22 protein-coding genes are annotated in these 17,732 nt (G+C 38.0%); all 22 read left to right on the top strand.

Translation table 11 applies throughout. The annotated features are described in order from the left end of the window. Positions 1–76 precede the first annotated feature (76 nt). Positions 77–367 (top strand): hypothetical protein, encoded by a 291-nt coding sequence (locus QZ019_RS05630; RefSeq protein WP_277296584.1) that lies wholly within the window; start codon positions 77–79, stop codon positions 365–367. Positions 368–403: 36 nt separating this feature from the next. Then, positions 404–1,522: a TyeA family type III secretion system gatekeeper subunit gene (locus tag QZ019_RS05625; RefSeq protein WP_295483027.1), complete on the top strand. Its 1,119-nt coding sequence runs from the start codon at positions 404–406 to the stop codon at positions 1,520–1,522. Beyond that, positions 1,522–1,890: a hypothetical protein gene (locus QZ019_RS05620; RefSeq protein WP_294565854.1), complete on the top strand. Its 369-nt coding sequence runs from the start codon at positions 1,522–1,524 to the stop codon at positions 1,888–1,890. Before QZ019_RS05625 ends, QZ019_RS05620 begins: the two co-directional genes overlap by 1 nt. A 2-nt stretch (positions 1,891–1,892) precedes the next feature. Next, the gene (locus tag QZ019_RS05615; RefSeq protein WP_009142818.1) at positions 1,893–2,258 is read left to right on the top strand and encodes a hypothetical protein; all 366 of its coding nucleotides are present in this window, start codon (positions 1,893–1,895) and stop codon (positions 2,256–2,258) included. 1 nt (position 2,259) lies between these two features. Then, positions 2,260–2,610 (top strand): hypothetical protein, encoded by a 351-nt coding sequence (locus QZ019_RS05610; RefSeq protein WP_009142819.1) that lies wholly within the window; start codon positions 2,260–2,262, stop codon positions 2,608–2,610. Further along, the gene (gene sctV / locus QZ019_RS05605) at positions 2,607–4,694 is read left to right on the top strand and encodes a type III secretion system export apparatus subunit SctV (RefSeq protein ID WP_295483022.1); all 2,088 of its coding nucleotides are present in this window, start codon (positions 2,607–2,609) and stop codon (positions 4,692–4,694) included. Before QZ019_RS05610 ends, sctV begins: the two co-directional genes overlap by 4 nt. Before the next feature lie 10 nt (positions 4,695–4,704). Next, complete coding sequence (locus tag QZ019_RS05600) at positions 4,705–5,172, top strand: SycD/LcrH family type III secretion system chaperone (protein ID WP_009142821.1); 468 nt, start codon at positions 4,705–4,707, stop codon at positions 5,170–5,172. Positions 5,173–5,184: 12 nt separating this feature from the next. Beyond that, on the top strand, positions 5,185–6,210 hold the full coding sequence (locus QZ019_RS05595) for a hypothetical protein (RefSeq protein ID WP_009142822.1): 1,026 nt from the start codon (positions 5,185–5,187) through the stop codon (positions 6,208–6,210). 10 nt (positions 6,211–6,220) lie between these two features. Further along, a complete protein-coding gene (locus tag QZ019_RS05590) occupies positions 6,221–6,934 on the top strand; it encodes a hypothetical protein (protein WP_294565860.1) in 714 nt (237 codons plus the stop codon). Positions 6,935–6,948: 14 nt separating this feature from the next. Beyond that, the gene (locus QZ019_RS05585; protein WP_295483017.1) at positions 6,949–7,392 is read left to right on the top strand and encodes a hypothetical protein; all 444 of its coding nucleotides are present in this window, start codon (positions 6,949–6,951) and stop codon (positions 7,390–7,392) included. Beyond that, positions 7,389–9,221 (top strand): type III secretion system outer membrane ring subunit SctC, encoded by a 1,833-nt coding sequence (sctC, locus tag QZ019_RS05580; RefSeq protein WP_294565866.1) that lies wholly within the window; start codon positions 7,389–7,391, stop codon positions 9,219–9,221. Before QZ019_RS05585 ends, sctC begins: the two co-directional genes overlap by 4 nt. Before the next feature lie 3 nt (positions 9,222–9,224). Beyond that, positions 9,225–10,658, top strand: a complete 1,434-nt coding sequence (gene sctD / locus QZ019_RS05575; RefSeq protein WP_294565868.1) for a type III secretion system inner membrane ring subunit SctD — start codon at positions 9,225–9,227, stop codon at positions 10,656–10,658. Next, entirely contained in the window at positions 10,645–10,851 is a 207-nt protein-coding gene (locus QZ019_RS05570) for a hypothetical protein (protein WP_009142827.1), read from the top strand. Before sctD ends, QZ019_RS05570 begins: the two co-directional genes overlap by 14 nt. Before the next feature lie 15 nt (positions 10,852–10,866). Next, positions 10,867–11,115: an EscF/YscF/HrpA family type III secretion system needle major subunit gene (locus QZ019_RS05565; protein ID WP_295483012.1), complete on the top strand. Its 249-nt coding sequence runs from the start codon at positions 10,867–10,869 to the stop codon at positions 11,113–11,115. Between the two features lie 10 nt (positions 11,116–11,125). Then, positions 11,126–11,497 carry a tetratricopeptide repeat protein gene (locus tag QZ019_RS05560; protein WP_295483010.1) on the top strand — a complete coding sequence of 124 codons (372 nt, stop codon included), beginning with the start codon at positions 11,126–11,128 and terminating at the stop codon, positions 11,495–11,497. 4 nt (positions 11,498–11,501) lie between these two features. Further along, the gene (gene sctJ, locus QZ019_RS05555; protein WP_009142830.1) at positions 11,502–12,260 is read left to right on the top strand and encodes a type III secretion system inner membrane ring lipoprotein SctJ; all 759 of its coding nucleotides are present in this window, start codon (positions 11,502–11,504) and stop codon (positions 12,258–12,260) included. Between the two features lie 140 nt (positions 12,261–12,400). Then, positions 12,401–12,928 (top strand): hypothetical protein, encoded by a 528-nt coding sequence (locus QZ019_RS05550; protein WP_295483007.1) that lies wholly within the window; start codon positions 12,401–12,403, stop codon positions 12,926–12,928. Then, positions 12,907–13,536, top strand: coding sequence for an HrpE/YscL family type III secretion apparatus protein (locus QZ019_RS05545; protein WP_249083607.1), 630 nt, complete (start codon positions 12,907–12,909; stop codon positions 13,534–13,536). Before QZ019_RS05550 ends, QZ019_RS05545 begins: the two co-directional genes overlap by 22 nt. A 2-nt stretch (positions 13,537–13,538) precedes the next feature. Further along, positions 13,539–14,855 carry a type III secretion system ATPase SctN gene (sctN, locus tag QZ019_RS05540; RefSeq protein ID WP_009142833.1) on the top strand — a complete coding sequence of 439 codons (1,317 nt, stop codon included), beginning with the start codon at positions 13,539–13,541 and terminating at the stop codon, positions 14,853–14,855. Positions 14,856–14,961: 106 nt separating this feature from the next. Continuing rightward, entirely contained in the window at positions 14,962–15,423 is a 462-nt protein-coding gene (locus tag QZ019_RS05535) for a type III secretion system chaperone (RefSeq protein WP_009142834.1), read from the top strand. A 13-nt stretch (positions 15,424–15,436) separates the two neighbouring features. Continuing rightward, a complete protein-coding gene (locus QZ019_RS05530) occupies positions 15,437–16,606 on the top strand; it encodes a hypothetical protein (RefSeq protein WP_295483003.1) in 1,170 nt (389 codons plus the stop codon). Positions 16,607–16,735: 129 nt separating this feature from the next. Beyond that, positions 16,736–17,732: hypothetical protein (locus QZ019_RS05525; protein WP_295483000.1), on the top strand; the 997-nt coding region annotated here is incomplete at its 3' end.

Below are 17,732 nucleotides of genomic sequence, written 5' to 3'. Positions count from 1 at the left end.
TCTTATATGCAGGGTGCAAGTTCAGCAATTTCCACTGCAAATGAGACTTTGAAATCTTTAGCAAGAGGACAATAAAATGGCTATTACTAATGAGCAGATTGATGCATTTTTAAAAGATGTTGAAAAAGAAATAAAAGAATTGGATGCCATAAATGAGGCCACCCGCAAGCAGATTGAAACTATGGCTCCGACCCTTGATATTACTGCTGACGATAAGGCCAAAGCAGAAGAATTGCTTACTCAAATTAAGAGTGAGACTCAAAAATCTGTAAATGAACGCGTTTTTGCTTTTAAGAATAAATTGGGAATTGAAGACAAGCCCAAAGTATCATTAAGCAGCCGCCGCGGTTCTCATAACTTGGTCTGATTGTTTTTTACTTAACTTTAGAAGATTTGGTTTGCTATGAATGACGTTAGAGGTATAAACAATGCGGCAAGTTTAGTGCAGGAAGGAATATCTTCTGCCCATGCTGCAAAAAGTAATGTAGGAGAACTTTCGGGAGCTGCCGTTCAAGTTGCCGAAAGTCCCGAAGCGTCTCTTGCCGACAGCGCAGAAGAGCTTACCTTTGCTCGCGATAATTCAAAGCAAACTAAATTAAAGGATCGCAAACAAAAGCAGGCTGCTCTCAATTTAGAAGAAAAAATTGAGAAAATGAAGCAGGCTTTTGAATTGCAGACGGACAATGATGATCGCAATCAGAAAAGTAAATTATTAGAAGATTTAAGAGCCGGCAAGGAAAATCGTGAGAGCATGTTAAACCGCCTAAAAGAACAAGGCGGTCATCCGGCTTCTAATTACTTTTTTTTACTGCAGTATGCCGATAATGAGAAAGATCCGTCATTTGCGGAGAAAATCAAAGATCTGGCACAGGCTCTTTATACTGATGAAAAAAGTGAAATTGATGCCTGCATTAATACTATAAGTGTTGCAGGACATAATGATTTATCTTCTTCTTTTGATTTATGTCTTTCATACAGTGAGCTAAGTCATGACTGTAAAACTCCGGTAGAGATGCTTCATTATATTGAGAAAAAATTTGGTGCAGATAAAGTTGATGCCGGAATAGATTTTATGTTTGAGGCTTTATCTGCTGATTTGGCTTCAGTCAATCAGTCTCAGGAACAAGTTTTGCTTGAGAGTGTCGGTACATCTTTATCTCTTGCAAGATCTATAAACGGAGCTTCAGTTATCTTAAACGGTTTTGTTGAGCGTTTTGACAAGATTTATCATCTCGATTCAAGTAATTTAAACGGTTTTTCTCTGCTTGAACGCATGCTTAAGCTTTCTGAGCAGAAATTCATACAGACATCCCAAGTCAGATCTCTTTATACGGAAGTTTCTAAGCAAGATCCTGAAACTGAAGTCCTGATGGCTCAGGATTTGCTTAACAAGGCTCGAGAGTTAGGCTCTGAGGTCTTTTTCGGAGTCGAAAACAGGGCTCATGTGATTGATGCCGTCCAAAACCTTGTCGATAAGTTAATTGAAAAAGAAGACGAGTGGCTTGAGCAGGGAGGCAACTGATGATTGATAGAGAAATAAACGAACTGGAAAGCCGTTGGGGAGTAAGCTTTTCTTCTTTTTCAAAAGAAAATCCTTTGAGCTTTAGATGGAATGGTTTGGATTATTGCTTGGAGTCATCTAAAGGTGAAGAAGAGTTTTTGATAATGTCTTTATCTTTTCCGGTAGCTTCTTATGATAAGCATACTTTGATGATGTTTTTAAGTGAATGCTCAGTTTTTAATCGTCATTCTATTGAATTTTCAGTAGGATTTGCCAAAGATAGAATAATGCTTTTGACAAAATTGTCTTCTGACATTTCGGCTATGGATATTGAAAACTCCGTACTTAATTTAAAAGCCATATATGACAAAGTCATAAACGGAGAGTAATTATGAGTTCTTCCGTAAATATTTTAAATTCCAATATCGGGCTTGGCAGTGTTATGAATCTGCCGGAGAGCGAACATTTGCCGCAAGTAGAGCAGATTGTCGTACAAAACGAAACTGAAGTTAAGCTCGATGAGTTATATAAGGGAAATAGTTTCAGTGCAATCGCTTTGCAGGGATTAGAACCGAAACTCTCCAGTAATGACATTTTGCAGCCGGCAAATTTAAATAGATCTTTAAACTCTATTTTTGAAAGAATGCAAGGGATTAAGGATGCTGATGTAAGAAGATTCTTGCGTGAAGATCTTAGTCCTTTGATGGAAAATCGCGAACTGTTAAAAGCTTATTTAGGCATGATGGTCGAGGGATAAGATGGCTGAATCGATAGAAATTAAAGGTCTTACTCCTGATGAGAATAATACGCTTAAGATTCTGACGTATTTTTATTTTCAGATGAATCATGTAGACAGCGCCAATAGGGGAGCTAAAGCGATTTTAGCTTTAAATCCTAAAGATATCTGGGCAAAAGCTATGTTGATTTTATGTGCTGATAATAAAGAAGAATACGAAAAAGTATTGTCGTTATCTGATGAAATAAATGAATTCAGTCAGGATAAAGATATCTATCGCTCAGTCTATCTTCTGCGCGCTCGGGCTTTGATTAAAACAGGGCGGGAAGCTGAAGCTAACGCCATGATTAATAACTTAAGGGAGAAAGTATGACATTACTTGAAAGCGCTCGTACTGCTTCCTCGCTTGTAACCAAACATGCCGATTTTCTTTTGGTCGGCATGGTGGTGGCGGTTATATGCCTAATGGTTGTGCCTTTGCCTACACCGCTTGTAGATTTGCTTATTTCCGCGAATATATCAATGTCATTCGTCATTTTGATGATGACTATGTATGCGCCGAATGTTTTAAGCTTTTCTTCTTTTCCTACTCTGCTTTTATTTACGACTTTATTTCGCGTCGGTTTAAACATCGCGACCACACGCTTGATTTTGCTGCAGGCAGATGCCGGTGAAATTATTTTCACATTCGGTGAGTTTGCCGTAGGCGGAAATTTTATTGTCGGAGCGGTAGTTTTCATAATCATCGCAATTGTTCAGTTTTTGGTAATTTCAAAGGGTGCTGAACGTGTGTCTGAGGTTGGAGCGCGTTTTTCATTGGATGCAATGCCAGGAAAGCAAATGTCAATTGATGCCGACTTGCGTGCAGGCTCCATTGATTCAGAAGAAGCACAAAATAGAAGAAACGCCGTTTCCCTTGAAAGTCAAATGTATGGCGCTATGGACGGTGCCATGAAGTTTGTAAAAGGTGATGCAATTGCCGGACTTTTAATTGCTGCCGTAAATATTGTCGCGGGTACGATTATCGGCGTAACCCAGATGGGAATGACGTCAGGAGAAGCTTTACAGCTTTATGGCGTGCTTACCGTCGGTGACGGTTTGGTTTCGCAAATTCCTTCGTTATTAATCGCAATTTCCGCCGGTATTCTTGTAACCAGATCTGGTGGTGACAATGATAATGTCGGCGAGCAAATCGGCGATCAAGTATTTTCTCAGCCTAAGGCTTTAAAAATAGCCGGCACTTTGGTCTTCCTTTTTGCTTTGATCCCGGGCTTCCCTAAACCGCAGCTGTTTTCTTTAGCGTTTATTCTTTTTGCTATAGGTTATGCTCTGTCATATATGCAGAAAAATAAAGATCTAAAGGTTGATCCTAAAGTTGAAATTCAAAAAACGCTGCGTTCGGCAACGGATAAGCGTAAAGCTTTTTCTAAAGAAGCTGGAAGTGAAGAATTTGCTCCCGTAGTTCCTCTAATTTTGGATTTGTCTAATAATCTAAGCGATAGCCTTGATTTTAGTGCTTTAAACGACGAGCTTGCCGCACTAAGAAGAGCTTTATATTTTGATTTGGGAGTTCCTTTCCCCGGGGTTAATCTTAGAGAAAATCCTAATCTTGAGCCATATGAATATGTGCTTAATCTTGATGAGATTCCGGTAGCTCACGGTAAGCTTGAACCGGGATGCGTCATGGTGCGTGAAGATCCAGACAACATTCGTATGCTTGGCGTTGAAGTAAAAGAAGGTCGTCCTTTTTTGCCTTCGGAAAAGACTTGGTGGATAAAAGAAGAAGATAAGGACAAGTTAAAGACTATCGGTGTTTCATATTACACACATTCTAAAGTCATTTCTTTAAATCTTTCTTTGGTTCTGGCAAGACATGCCTCTGATTTTATCGGTTTGCAGGAGGCTAAGTATCTGCTTGATAAAATGGAAGACAGAGCCCCTGATTTAGTACATGAGGTATCAAGACTTCTTCCTTTGCAGAAAATTGCTGATCTATTTAAGCGTCTTGTTCAGGAGCAGATCTCTATTCGCGACTTACGCTCAATTTTAGAAGCAATTATTATTTGGGCGCCCAAAGAAAAAGATCAGGTGATGCTATGTGAATCTATTAGAAGCTGTTTGAAGAGACAGATAAGCTATAAATATTGCGCCGGACAAAATATTCTACCTGCAATTTTATTAGAGCCGTCTGTAGAAGAATTGATTAGAAAATCAATTCGTCAAACTTCTTCGGGGGCATTTTTAGCTTTGGATCCGCAGTCATCAAGACGTTTTTTAAAAGAAGTCGGCAGGGCTTTAGGTAAGCGTAATCGTAATTTGGTGATTATTGCCTCAATAGATATTCGCCGTTATGTAAGACGTCTTATCGAAACCGAATTTTATAACGTACCGGTTCTTGATTATCAGGAATTAACTCCTGAAATATCGGTGCAACCTATTGACAGAGTGAGAATGTAAGGAGTTTTTTATGGAAAAGCATCAGTTTACTGCAACAGAGCTTGTAGCATTATTCGGTCAAGGCTGCAGTGTTGCTGATTTGGCAGGGGTTGATAAAAAACATTTAGAGGCACTTTATGCTTTAGCTTATCAGCTTTATCAAAGTAAGAACTTTGATGATGCCGCCAGTATTTTCAGAGCACTATGTCTTTATGATTACAATGAAATTAAATACTTTATGGGGCTTGGCGGCTGCGAACAGGCTTTGGGAAATTATAAAAAAGCTGCAGATATTTATTCATTGGCTTCCGTAGTAAGCGGTCTTGTGGATCCCGAGCCGATGTACTACGCGGCAGTTTGCTTGCTTAAAGCCGGAGAAAAAGAAAATGCCGTTGCGGCTCTTGAAAGTTTGTCCATTATGGGTAAAGAAGGTGATGCTAAAGACGATACCTTCAAAAACAAAGGGGCCGCTTTATTAAAGATTGTGTCTGAAAAATAATAGGTTTTGAATATGAATAATGTTCATGATGTCAGCAAAGCACAGGCACAAGAGATCAGTGAGATCTTAAGCCGAATTAAAGAAAAGGGTCTTAGTTCAAGCTCAGGCTCGTCAATTCCGGATGTTTCTTCAGGTGATCTCAATTTAGATTCTCTGCCTTCTTTAAGTGCGCCGAATGATACTATTCCCATGAGTGTAATTATGGGATTGTGCGAAGAAGCAATAATGTCCATGCTCGGCATGGAGGAGCGAAAAGAGGCCGTTTCATCAGGCGTGGCTACGTTGCAGGCACATGCTGAGGAACGCAAGCAGATAAATCAGGAAAGAATCGAAAAGCTGCAGGAACAAGCTGAAAAAGCTGAAAAACAGGGCTTTTTAGACAAATTGAAGCAAGCTTTTTCAATCATAAGCTGTGTGATTCAAGCTATTGCCGCAGTTGCTGTCCTTGCCAGTGCTGTTATTGCGCCGAATCCTGCAAGTATTATCGGTGCCGGATTGTTAATCGCCTCAACTGTTGAAACGATTATGTCTACGGCTTCTGACGGAAAGCTTAGCTTGCAAAACGGATTTGCGGAGGCGGCAAAAGCAACCGGCGGAAATGAGCAGGCAGCTGCAATTTGCGGAATGATTACGTCATTTGCTATAGGAATTGTAGGAAGCGTGCTTTCAGGTGCTGGTGCTGCAAAGACAATTTCTGATGCGGCAAAGCTTGGCGAGGTATCAAAGCTAACTAAGTTCCAGCAAATTATGAATAATGCAACAAACATTGTTTCAGCAGGAACTCAAGCTGCAAGTTCAGCAGTAAATATTACGTCTGCTGTTTATGAAAAACAGATAGATGAAATCAAAGCTGATTCCAAGCTTCTTGAAGCTATTTTGATGAGAATTCAGATTGCTCAGGATTTGGACACAAAACAGATAGAAAAGATTATGGAAAAGGCCACTGCAATGGCTGAAGGCGTAAAGGATGTTATTGATGATTGCAATAGCACCATGCAGTCAGTCCTTTCAGGCGGTTCAGCTCCTGCGATGGCATAGGAGAAAAATTATGATTAGAGTTAACGGCAATGAAAAGACTTCCTTTTATGGAAATGTCGGATCTGATAACAATATAAATACCAATAACAATTCTGCAATTCCAGGTGCTCAGGGTAAGGATGCTGATTCAATTCCTAATTTGCACGGAAACGGCTTGTCATTTAATTCTTCCGACCTTGGAAGTTCCATGGTGGCTATGGCATCAGCTGGAGCTACTATTTTGGCTTTGATAAGTCAGACTCTTGCCGAGCAGGTTAGAGAAAATCGCAATATGACCTATGAAGCTCAGATGCAAAGTGCTGATTTAATGGAAAAGCAGGCAAGCGAAATGCGCAAGCAGGCTACAATTAAATTTGCCTGCTCAATCGTTTCAAATGTAATTTCTTTGGCAAGCAGCGGCATTCAGATGGGTATGTCAATTAAAATTGCAGGAAACAGCGCTTTATCCGACGCGCAGAAAATGGCACAAAGCGCTGCTGTTACTGCTTTTGAGCAAGCCACAAAGTCCGTAACCGGTTTTATTCAAGCCGGAGGAGAATATGGTGCAGCTTTAGTTGATGCCGGTCTAAAAGAACTTGAGGCGGATCAGAAAAAGATTGATGCTTTTGCCGATCAGGTTAAATCCATTACTGAGTCATTGCAGTCGGTGGTGCAAAAATCCATCGATACGTCATCAACCATTTCTCAGGGAATGATTGAGGCGAATAAACGCATTTTAGGCTAATAAGGAGTTATGGCATGCAGGCACGTGATGCAATTGAGCTTATTTGTAAGGAAGCCGGATGGAGCTTTAATCAGCAGGATTTGGCTTTGGACAAAAGTAAAATTGATATTGCTTTTGATAATTATACGTTCAGCCTGTATGCCTTGAATTCTGATGTTTTGTTAATGCGTGCTGTTTTATTTACGTTGCCGCAAAACGATGATGATGCATTTGAAATAGCCAAAAAAGGCGCAACCATGACCGCTGCTATATGGCAGGATCATAAAGTAAATTTTACGCTTGAAGATAAAGATATATGTCTTGAACTTGATGTTGATGTTTCATTAATTGATAAAAATAAACTTTTATCTTTGTGTCAGAATTTCTTGGATGATTGTGATTTCTTTGTGGAGCATTTATACTCAAATGAAAGCTCAGAGCGTGTTGATGCTTTTAATTTTTGGGGAGTAAATCCGTGAACGTCATAAAAAATACGTGGGGACATTTTAGGAAAGCTCTGTATGTTATCGCATTTATGCTGATGATAATTCCTGCTTATTCTTTTGCGTTTAATAAACCTTACAGTCATTATTCCTCTCAAGAGGATATATCTTCGGTTTTAGCTGATTTTGCAAGACAACAGGGATATTCGGTAAATGTGTCTTCATCTTTGACGGGAAAAGTTAACGGAAGATTTGAAAATATAGATCCCGATTTGTTTATTGACGGAATGAAGACGGCTTTTGGCGTCTGTTATTACATAAAAGGGAAAAATATTTATTTTTACAGTGACAGTGAGTTAACTCAAAGCGTTGTAAAACCTTCGGCTCTTTCAGCACAGGAGCTTTTAAATGAAGTCAGAGCTTCAGGTCTTATTTCTGCAAATTTGCCTGTAAGAATCAATTCAAACGGAATGTTAAGTGTTTCAGGACCTCAAAGTTATGTTGATACGATTGTAGAGGCAATAAGACAATTTGATGTCGCAACAGAAGAGCATGTTGTGATGAAAGTTATTCGTTTAAAGCATGCAAAGGCTGAAGATATTGAAGTAAGCAGTTCGGATAGAAATGTTCATATCCCGGGTGTGGCTTCTATTTTGCAAAGTATGGTTTCAGGCGGATCCAATAATATCCAAGGTTCTGGCGTTACCGTAACTCAAAGAGGATCGGCTTTGCCGGGACTTCGCGGCAGCGGATTGATAAAAGGATCTCAAAGCAGTAGTCAAAATAGTTTACCTTCCGACACATCGATACAAAGCAGCGGATCGGTGCAGCCTCGAAATCTGTTTTCTCCGTCTATTATTGCCGATTCGCGCTTAAATGCCGTTATTATTCATGATTATGATTACCGCATGCCTTATTATGAAGATGTCATAAAGGAACTTGATGTTCCGGTAAGATTGGTGGAACTGCATGCCGCAATCGTTGATGTTGATGTGGGAGCAGCTGATTCCTTAGGTATTGATTGGCAGGCGGCACGCCGAACCGGAAATTGGCAAATTGCCGGCGGAGTGGGGCATCAAATTTCAAATTCAGGAAGTTTAAATCCTAATGGCGGCGGTATTTTTTCCACGGTCTTCAGTACCGATCAGAGTGCCTTCATGATGCAAGTTAATATGCTTGAAGAAGATAACAAAGCAAGAACATTAGGCAGACCTTCTGTTCTTACTCTTGATAACGTGGAGGCAACGCTTGAGGATACAACTACAAATTATGTAAAAGTTGCCGGAAATGAAAGCTCCGATCTCTTTGAGGTCGTTTCCGGTACGATTTTACGGGTTACTCCTCATATTATTGATTCTCATGACGGATCTGCCCCTTACATTCAAATGGTAATTTCTTTGCAGACAAATCAGGATACGGATCAGAGTCAAAGTTATACCGTATCAAGCGATGCTCAAGGAGCCGATGAACGGATCCCTGTTATCAAAAAGACCACAATAAATACTCAGGCTTTAGTACAGCAGGGACAAAGCCTATTGCTTGGCGGATACTATATGGAGAATCATCGCAATAGCGATAACGGTATTCCAGTATTAAAAGATATTCCTTTAATCGGAGGACTTTTCGGCTCAAGCAGTGATGAAGCGACTCAAAGAGAGCGTTTATTATTGATTACCCCGCGAATTCTTGATTTAGATGACATTAATTTGCCAAGCGGTCTTGATGATAAGAGCTTTGCAAAATCGCCGACTCAAGCAGATTACTCAATGCGGGAAACAAAACCTTTAAATGAATCAGGATGCGCATCTTCCCGATCATCCTCTGCAAATAGCAGTACTAAAGCTCAGTTAGTAAAGGATATATAGCTTATGGATGATCGCAGATTCGAGTTTCGTTTTTTATCAGGTTCCAATATCGGAGCTTCTCTTGTTTTACCGCAAGGTGAATATATCTTGGGTAATACTGATAAAAGCGATATCGTAATTTATGACAACGCCATCGAGAAAAGCGAGTTAAAACTTTTTTTGACTGAAGAAGGAGTTTTTGCTGAAGCTTTAAGCGGTAATTGGTTAATTAATAACTCGCAATTAAAAGGAAAACAGTCATTACCTTCAGGGGACTTGTTGTCTCTAGGTTTAAATACCTTGGCATGGCATAAGGAAGGAGATCCTTTTGCCGCTTTTACGTCTTTTTCCGTCAAAGAGACAAATGATGTTGTTCTGCATGCCCAATCAGAGCAAGATATAAAAGACGAAGCTTCTGCAAAAGCAAATATAAGTGGTTTAACAGCTCAAAACACTAACCCTAAGACAGAACATCCGATTGCGAATAAATCTAAGAGCACTTATAAATCCAAGATTTTTATCGGTGCCGTTATTCTTGCTCTGCTGTTATTTTTATTGATTTTCGGTAATGTCTTTGATAGTAAAGCAAGCATTGATGAAGAAATAGCTGCCATTAAGAATCAATCATCGTCATTTTTCGTAGATCCTGTTCAGGTTAATTTTAAAGACGGTATCTATGTGGTCTCAGGAAGCGTTCTTGATCAAGAAAATTACGAAAAATTAATGAAATCAATTCCTCATGTGTCTTATCCAGTCGAGATTAAAGCTAATTTAATAAGTGCTAAAGCGTTGTCTATTAAGCATGCTTTTTCTCTATACGGGATTACCGTAAATCCTGCTCTTAAAGGAAATGATTTTGTCGTATACGGATATATTTGCGATCCTTATTATGAGAATGATATTTTTAATGCATTAAACAGTCATTTATCTGGACAAAATATCAAATCCGGTTTTACGTACAGATCGCAATTAGAGCCGTTTATTCAGGAGAAAATAAGTCAATTAAATTTACCGGTATCTTTGATTTTTGATAAAGGTTTCGTTGTTTATGACGGTAAGTTCACTCCTGATCAATATCAAGATTTTTTAACTTTGCAAAGAGAAACAGCTGATTTTTGTAAAGCTCCTGTTATATTTAGAGATATACGTACCATGCCTAAAGGCAATATTGATTTATTGCCTCGGGATGCCGTATCTGTTACATATAAGGATAGCGACCAAAAATTAAGCTCTGATAATGAAAAGTCGGATTTAACCGATCCGGTATCGGTTTTGCCTTTTAATCTTGACAGTATTAGCGGAGTAACTTTAGAACCGTTGCGTTTTGTCAGCTTGAAAAACGGCGATAAATATTTTGAAGGAGCTGAGCTGCCTAACGGTTATATTTTAGAAAAGATCTCGGTTAATGAACTTATCCTTGATAAAAAAGGAGAAAAAATTACCTATGAACTTAAATGATCTGAATATGGATTTGCTTTTAAATCCTGAGAATGCTTATTTATTAAAAGAGCTTAAAGAAGAAGTTTTTTCAATATCTGTACAGCTGAAAAATAAAATGGACAGCGGTGTCAGTGTGGGTGAAATTGATGCTTATCGCGGACTTTATCTGTCTTGCCAAAATGCTTTGGCGATTATTGATAAGCTTGGATAAAACCGGAGGTCGGATATGGAAATTTCAGGAAGCAGTTTTGCTGATATGATTAAAACCGGCATGGACAGCATGTCAGGAAAGGCAGAACAGTTGAAAGAAAAAATGGCTAATATCTCAAGTTTGGATTCTACTGAAGATCAGCAGGCGGCATTACTTGAAATGCAGTTTGAGATGGGTCAATATAATGCTGTAATGGAGCTTACTGCTAATTTAGTAAAGTCTTTATCTGAGTCTATAAAGTCAATTTCTCAAAAAGTAAGTTAGTGAGGCAGCAATGCAGATTCTAGAAAAAGAAAAAATCAGTGCCTTAATCCAAATAGGATTTGCCGGCTGCGCTAAAGGTCAGATTTTTCAAGCAAGACGTTTGTTTGAAGGCTTGTTGTGCGTGGATAGCGAGTTAGTCGGGGCTAAAATAGGTTTAGCTTTTTCTTATATCGTCGTTGATGATTTTGATAAGGCTGATCAGATTTTGGATGAGCTTCTTGTCTCTCATTCTGACGATGCGGACGTTAAAGCAATGAAAGTTTTTTCTCTTGCTTTACAGAAAAAATCGGAAGAGGCAAAAAAACTCGCTTCAAGTGTTGATGCTTCACAGCAAAGCGCTTATAACCTGTGTCAGGATGCTTTAAATCTGTTGGATAGGTAATAGAATGCGTTTTAAATTTCTTGGGAGCGCCGTTATTTTAAGTGCAATGCTTTTGTGCGGTTGCCGTGAAGCATTGTATTCTAATTTAACGGAAAGTGATGCCAATGAGATGCTGTCGACTCTTTTACAGCGCGGAGTCGATGCTAAAAAAATTTCAGAAGGCAAAAACGGTTTTACAATTGAAGTTGATGAACAGGATTTAGTGCGCTCTCTTGAAATTATAAAAGAACATTCATTACCGCGTGAGCAGTTTCAATCTTTAGGCTCGGTATTTTCAGGGCAGGGAATGATTTCTTCTCAAACGGAAGAACAGGCTCGACTGGCTTATGCCTTGTCTCAGGAATTATCTGCTACTTTTTCCAGAATTGACGGCGTCTTGGATGCGCGCGTTCACGTTGTCTTAGTTCAGCATGAGCAATCATCAGGTGTTACTACGCCTCCTTCAGCTGCGGTTTTTATCCGTCATACCAAAGAATCTCCTGTCGTGGATATGATAAGCAGTATTAAAGATACAACAGCTCGCTCTGTTCCCGGACTTACTCATGATCGGGTAGCTGTAATGACTGAGACTTTTGAAGAAAATGTTTTACCTGTTCAAAAAACCTTAAAACCTTGGTATGCAGGTCCTGTCGGTTATGTTCTTGCCGGAATCGGCGGATTGGCAATTGCTTTATGTTTATTGCTTGGTATCGGCAAAAGAACAGGACATATAAAATTTGACTTTGCTAATAAAGATAAAGCGGCTGATAACAAAGAGGCATAATCGGCAAAATGCAGAGAGAATATGCTTTATCCCTTATTGATAATAAAGAGCTTTTAAATGCCGTACTTGATTTTAACTCAGTGCATGAAAGCTCTAATAAGGAGAGTCTCTTTTCGTTTTATGCACAATATCCGTCTTTTATGCGTGATATTGAAGAAACTGATTTAGTTTTGTTTAAAAAACAGCAAAAAATCGCTTATTTTGATTTTTCCGATCCTAAGACCCGTGTAATTTTTTTTGATAAAGAAACTTTAGACAAAATCGCAGTTTACCTTGGTTCATGCGTATTTGCAGATTGCATTACGACAACCATTCTTAAAAATGAACTTCTTTGTCTCAGTCAAGCAATAGGTTCGTCCGTTTATAAATTTGTTATGGAGCGCGGACGCTATGTCTTTGGTGGTACGGTAAAAAGACATTATTCCTCAAAACGGGATGTTAAGTTGGTTTTACAGGAAACCAAACACCAAGGTTATTCAATACTTGTTTTTTTTGCCGGAAGCTTATCAAAAAATTATCAGGACTTTTTATTAAGAAAGATTGCAGAGCTTGATGTTGAATTTGAAAAACTGCAACAATGGTCATTAGATCAGGATAAGCTCTTTTCTTTAATTTGTTTTATTGCAATAAACGAGATTGATGGCAAATGGAAAAAATATTTCATCTAGATGCTGATGATAAATTACAAATTGCAGATGACGTTAAGATCATCAGAAAAGATGATTTGGAGAAGTTTTTTGCCGCTGAAGAAATCATTTTAGAAAGTAAAAAGAAAGCTCAGGAAATATTAGATAAAGCTGAGGAAATCTATAAAAATCGCTTTGAACAAGGTTTAACCGAAGGAAAGGAAGAAGGGAAAAGCGAATATACTTTTAAAATTATGGATATGGTTTTATCTCAGGTAGATAGCCTTGAATCGCTTGAGAAGCAGCTTGTTGAAGTGGTAACAAAATCAGTAAATAAAATTATCGGTGATCTTGATGAAAAAGATCGGATCGTTCGAGTTGTTCGTAAAGGTTTAAGTGCGGTCCGCGGAGAAAAAAGAATTGTCGTACGGGTAAGTACTCATGATGAACCGATTGTCCGTGAAGATTTAAAAGCTTATTTATTATCAGATGACGGCCGCAGCGGATATATCGAAGTTATAGGAGATGTTAATTTAAAAAAAGGAGATTGTATTTTAGAAACTCAAATGGGTGTTGTAGAAGCAAGCCTTGATACTCAACTGAAAATTTTAAGTGAGTCTTTAAGTGCACGCGTTGCTTCTAAGGATTAAAGATGGCTCTAGAATACATCGGACAAATGCTTGAAGATGCAGTAGATGAAGTATCTTCATTGGAGATTAGGGGAAGAGTTGATCAGGTTGTCGGTACTATTATTCGAGCCTCGGTTCCCGGAGTAAAAGTCGGTGAACTGTGTATTTTGCGCAATCCCGGTGAAAATTGGATGCTGCGTGCTGAAGTCGTTGGATTTTCAAAAAATACCGCACTTTTAACACCGCTGGGCGATTTGGAAGGGATTTCTTATCACACGGAAGTAATTCCGACAGGTCATGTTTTGTCTGTTCCGGTAGGTGAAGAGCTTTTAGGTCGGGTTTTAAATGGTGTAGGTGACGTTGCAGACGGCGGTCCGGCGCTTAAGACGCATAAATTTTACCCTGTTTATGCAGACCCTCCTGCTGCGATGCAAAGAAAACTAATAGAAAAACCCGTTAGCCTTGGATTAAGGGTTTTAGACGGGGTTTTAACCTGTGGACAGGGGCAGAGAATGGGCATTTTTGCTGCCGCAGGCGGTGGTAAATCAACATTGCTTTCATCGATAATTAAAGGAACAAGTGCGGAAATTTGCGTCTTAGCTTTAATAGGTGAGCGCGGTCGTGAAGTACGTGAATTTATTGAACGCGATCTTGGTCCTGAAGGAATGAAAAAAGCGGTGTTGGTTGTTTCTACTTCTGATCGTTCGTCCATGGAGCGATTAAAAGCCGCATATACCGCAACGGCCATTGCTGAATATTTCCGTGATGAAGGTAAAAATGTTCTTTTGATGATGGATTCTGTTACACGTTTTGGACGTGCACAACGCGAGATTGGGTTGGCTGCAGGAGAACCTCCGACAAGGCGTGGTTTCCCACCTTCTGTTTTTTCAACTTTACCAAAACTCATGGAGCGAGCGGGAAATTCTGATAAAGGTTCAATTACCGCCTTATATACAGTATTGGTTGAAGGCGATGATATGACTGAGCCTATTGCTGATGAAACCAGATCTATTTTAGACGGTCATATCATATTGTCCCGAAAACTTGCTGCTGCTAATCATTATCCCGCTATTGATGTGCTTGCAAGCGTCTCTCGCGTGATGAATACAATTGTCAGCAAAGAACATAAAGCAGCTGCACAGAAGTTAAGACAGATTTTGGCAAAATACTCTGAGATAGAATTGTTGGTTCAACTTGGTGAATATAAAAAGGGAAATGACGCCGAAGCAGATTTTGCCTTGTCACACATAGATGCCGTGAATAAATTTTTAAAACAAGGTCTGGATGAAAAGAGCTCTTTTGAGGATACGGTAAGTCAATTACTAAAAATAGTTAAGTAAAAATTATTTAATATAAGATCCTGCCTCACAAAAATTATTTTGCAGTAGTTTAAAATTAGCACATAATATATATAAAAGCAGAGCATATTATTTTTAAGGATCTTATATGCAGAACCAATATTTAAATGCTTTATGTAATTTTTTGGGCATTGATTGCAATTGTGAAAATGACGGTATTGCAATCTTGAACTATGAAGGAAGAGATTTGGTTTTCTCTTTTAATCCCGCAGAAAATTCTTACTTATTGCAATATTCACTCGGATCTGTAGCAGAAATAAAATCAGCTTTTGTTTATAGAAAATTACTATCAGCAAATTTTTTGCGTTTAGGCACTTATGGAGCCTCGTATGCTCTGGATGAAAGAAATGAAGAGATCTTAGTGAATTATGAAATTGCTTTAACCGGTTTATCAGTTGAAGATTTTTTAAGTGAATTGGCTAAATTTTTAAAAATTACGCAGCAATGTAAAAAAGATTTTAAAAATTTATTATCTTGTCTGACGGATAGTTTGAGCAAGGCTTCAGCTCAAACTGAAAAGCAAGATACTACGCAGTGGCTTAATGTTTAAAGAGGGAAAAATCATGAGTGAACAAATTTCTAAACAGTCGCTGTTTTCTCAAGTAAAGCATTTGGATGATTCGACCCCGCTGTTTGTTAACAGTAAATCTAATAATGTTGAAACCAGATCTCAAATTTCCGGTATTTCATCTTTATTTGCTATTTCTTATCTCAATGAGCAAAGAGAAACATTTGATCAAATTAAATCTCTTATCCGTAGTCATCCTAAATTGCAGACAATAGCAAATGAAGCAGATAAATTTTTAGACAAGTTAAAAGTACAAAATAAAGCCATTACCGCAGGCGACGTGAAGCAAATCATTGCTATGTACGATATGAAAAAGGGTCTGGAGGTAGGAGAAAAATTTGCAAATGAAAATAAGATCCCTCAATTTTTTAAAACGTCATTTGCATCTTTTGTAGCGAAAAATGGAATTTCTCTTGAGAATAAAGATGAGCAAAGAGTTGCTTTAAATAAGTTTTTGGTAGAGGAGTTTATTAATAATAAAGATAATTTCCAGATATTAACCAGAAATAAAGATTTTCCTGTACCCATACAGAATGTAATAACAGGATATGCAAAAGAAAGCGGTTTTTTTGAAAAATATATTGAACAGAGATTTTTAACAAATTTTGACAATTTTAAATTTTCTTCCTTACAAGAATTTGCAAAAAATCTTGAACCCATGTCAGAGCTTCTAAGCCTTTTTTCAGAAGGAGAACTTGCTGCTATTGCAGAACAACATAAAACGGCAGCGGATAAAAACGCTACTTTATTGAATTTATTTAATGAAATTAAAGATTTATATCCAATTAAAGATTGTCATGACATTTTAAAGGCGTGTTTAAAAGATAACGATTCTTTAAATTCTCTTCAGGAACGCACTTTTGCCGTAAGAAAACATACCTGTCAAATGCTCGCAGGAGTTCCCGATTATGTTTGCATGAACAAATTTAATATCCCTGAGCAGTATCGTGAAATTATTTGCCATAATCCCGAGATTGTAGATGCAGCAGTAAAACAGCTCACATTAGAGAATGAAAACGTTTATCCTAAAGTTGAAAGCTTGTTTAGAGCTTTAGATAAAGTAACAGAGCAGTTTTTAGAAAAGAAATCCGCATTAATCAATGAAGCAGTTTTAATGCTTGATGGCGGAGCTAATATTTCATTAGCAGGTCTTGATGATAAGTAAAAACCGTATTTATTTAATGCGCTTTTATCAGGACAAGATATCATAGAACCATTAATAAATGATTCTGTAGCAGTAGACGGAGCTTTTTTAAATAAAGTAAGTGCTTTTTACAATGATGTATTAAGCGGAGTGAAGCTTTTACCTGAAGAAGAAAGAGAAAGTGCTTTTGACAAAATAATGACTGCGGCTTTGACGGTTTTGTTGCAGCAGCGCGGAATTTCTGCACTTGATAGCAAGTTGTCTGCAACTTTGATGGCAAATGCCGTTTCTAAATTTGCTTCAATTACCTCTGCTGCAAATCAAAAATCAGTTCAAATTAATAAAGATCAAAATGCTGCTCCTGCTGACATGAATCAAGGAGAAGAACTTTTACATATTAATTGTGTTGTAAAACAATTAGTAAAAAGTATTTATGCATTAGACAATGAAGATATTTTAACCGTTTCTGACCGGGATGTGCCGCAAAGTACATTAGCTCAGGAGTCTTTTAATAAATTATTTAATACTGTTTTTCTAAGAAAAACCGAGACGGATCTTTTGCCTGATGCCTTACGCGATTATTTAAATGCCGATGCTGCTTTAGCAATTAAAGAATTGCCTTCAGATTCTATAAATTATCAGGCAGTAGAAAAGGCACAAGCTTGGTTTTCAAATAAGGATGCCATTCCGCCTGAAATAAGAGAAAAAGTTTTTGACGATGTCATTATTAAAGCAAAAGCTCAGGGTGTGGCATCTTCATTATTTGACTCTGCTAATTATGACTACACCTTAGTTCTTGCTGATATAAAAAATGAAGTATTAAATAGAGCAATACAAGTTGAAGGTAACGGCACCACATTAACTGATGAAGATATTTCAAACATTGCAAGAGAAGTAGTTTTAAAAGATATTAAGGAGCTTAGTAATTTAATTGATTTTGTATCAGCCTCTGATTCTATTTTGCTCAGGAATAATTTAAATGTTCATTTATCACCTGAAGAGAAAACTGGAATTATTGGTAATTTGCATAGATTAGGTATTCGTGATCTTAATGCTTTAAAGGAAGTTATAGGAACATATAAAAATATTGTTGAAAGTACTCTTCCTAACTTGGTTGCTCCGGACCCTATTGATTCTCAGATAATCA

The organism is uncultured Succinatimonas sp., assembly GCF_905203285.1.
Taxonomy (GTDB): Bacteria; Pseudomonadota; Gammaproteobacteria; order Enterobacterales; family Succinivibrionaceae; genus Succinatimonas.
This window is presented reverse-complemented; position numbering and strand designations above follow the sequence as displayed.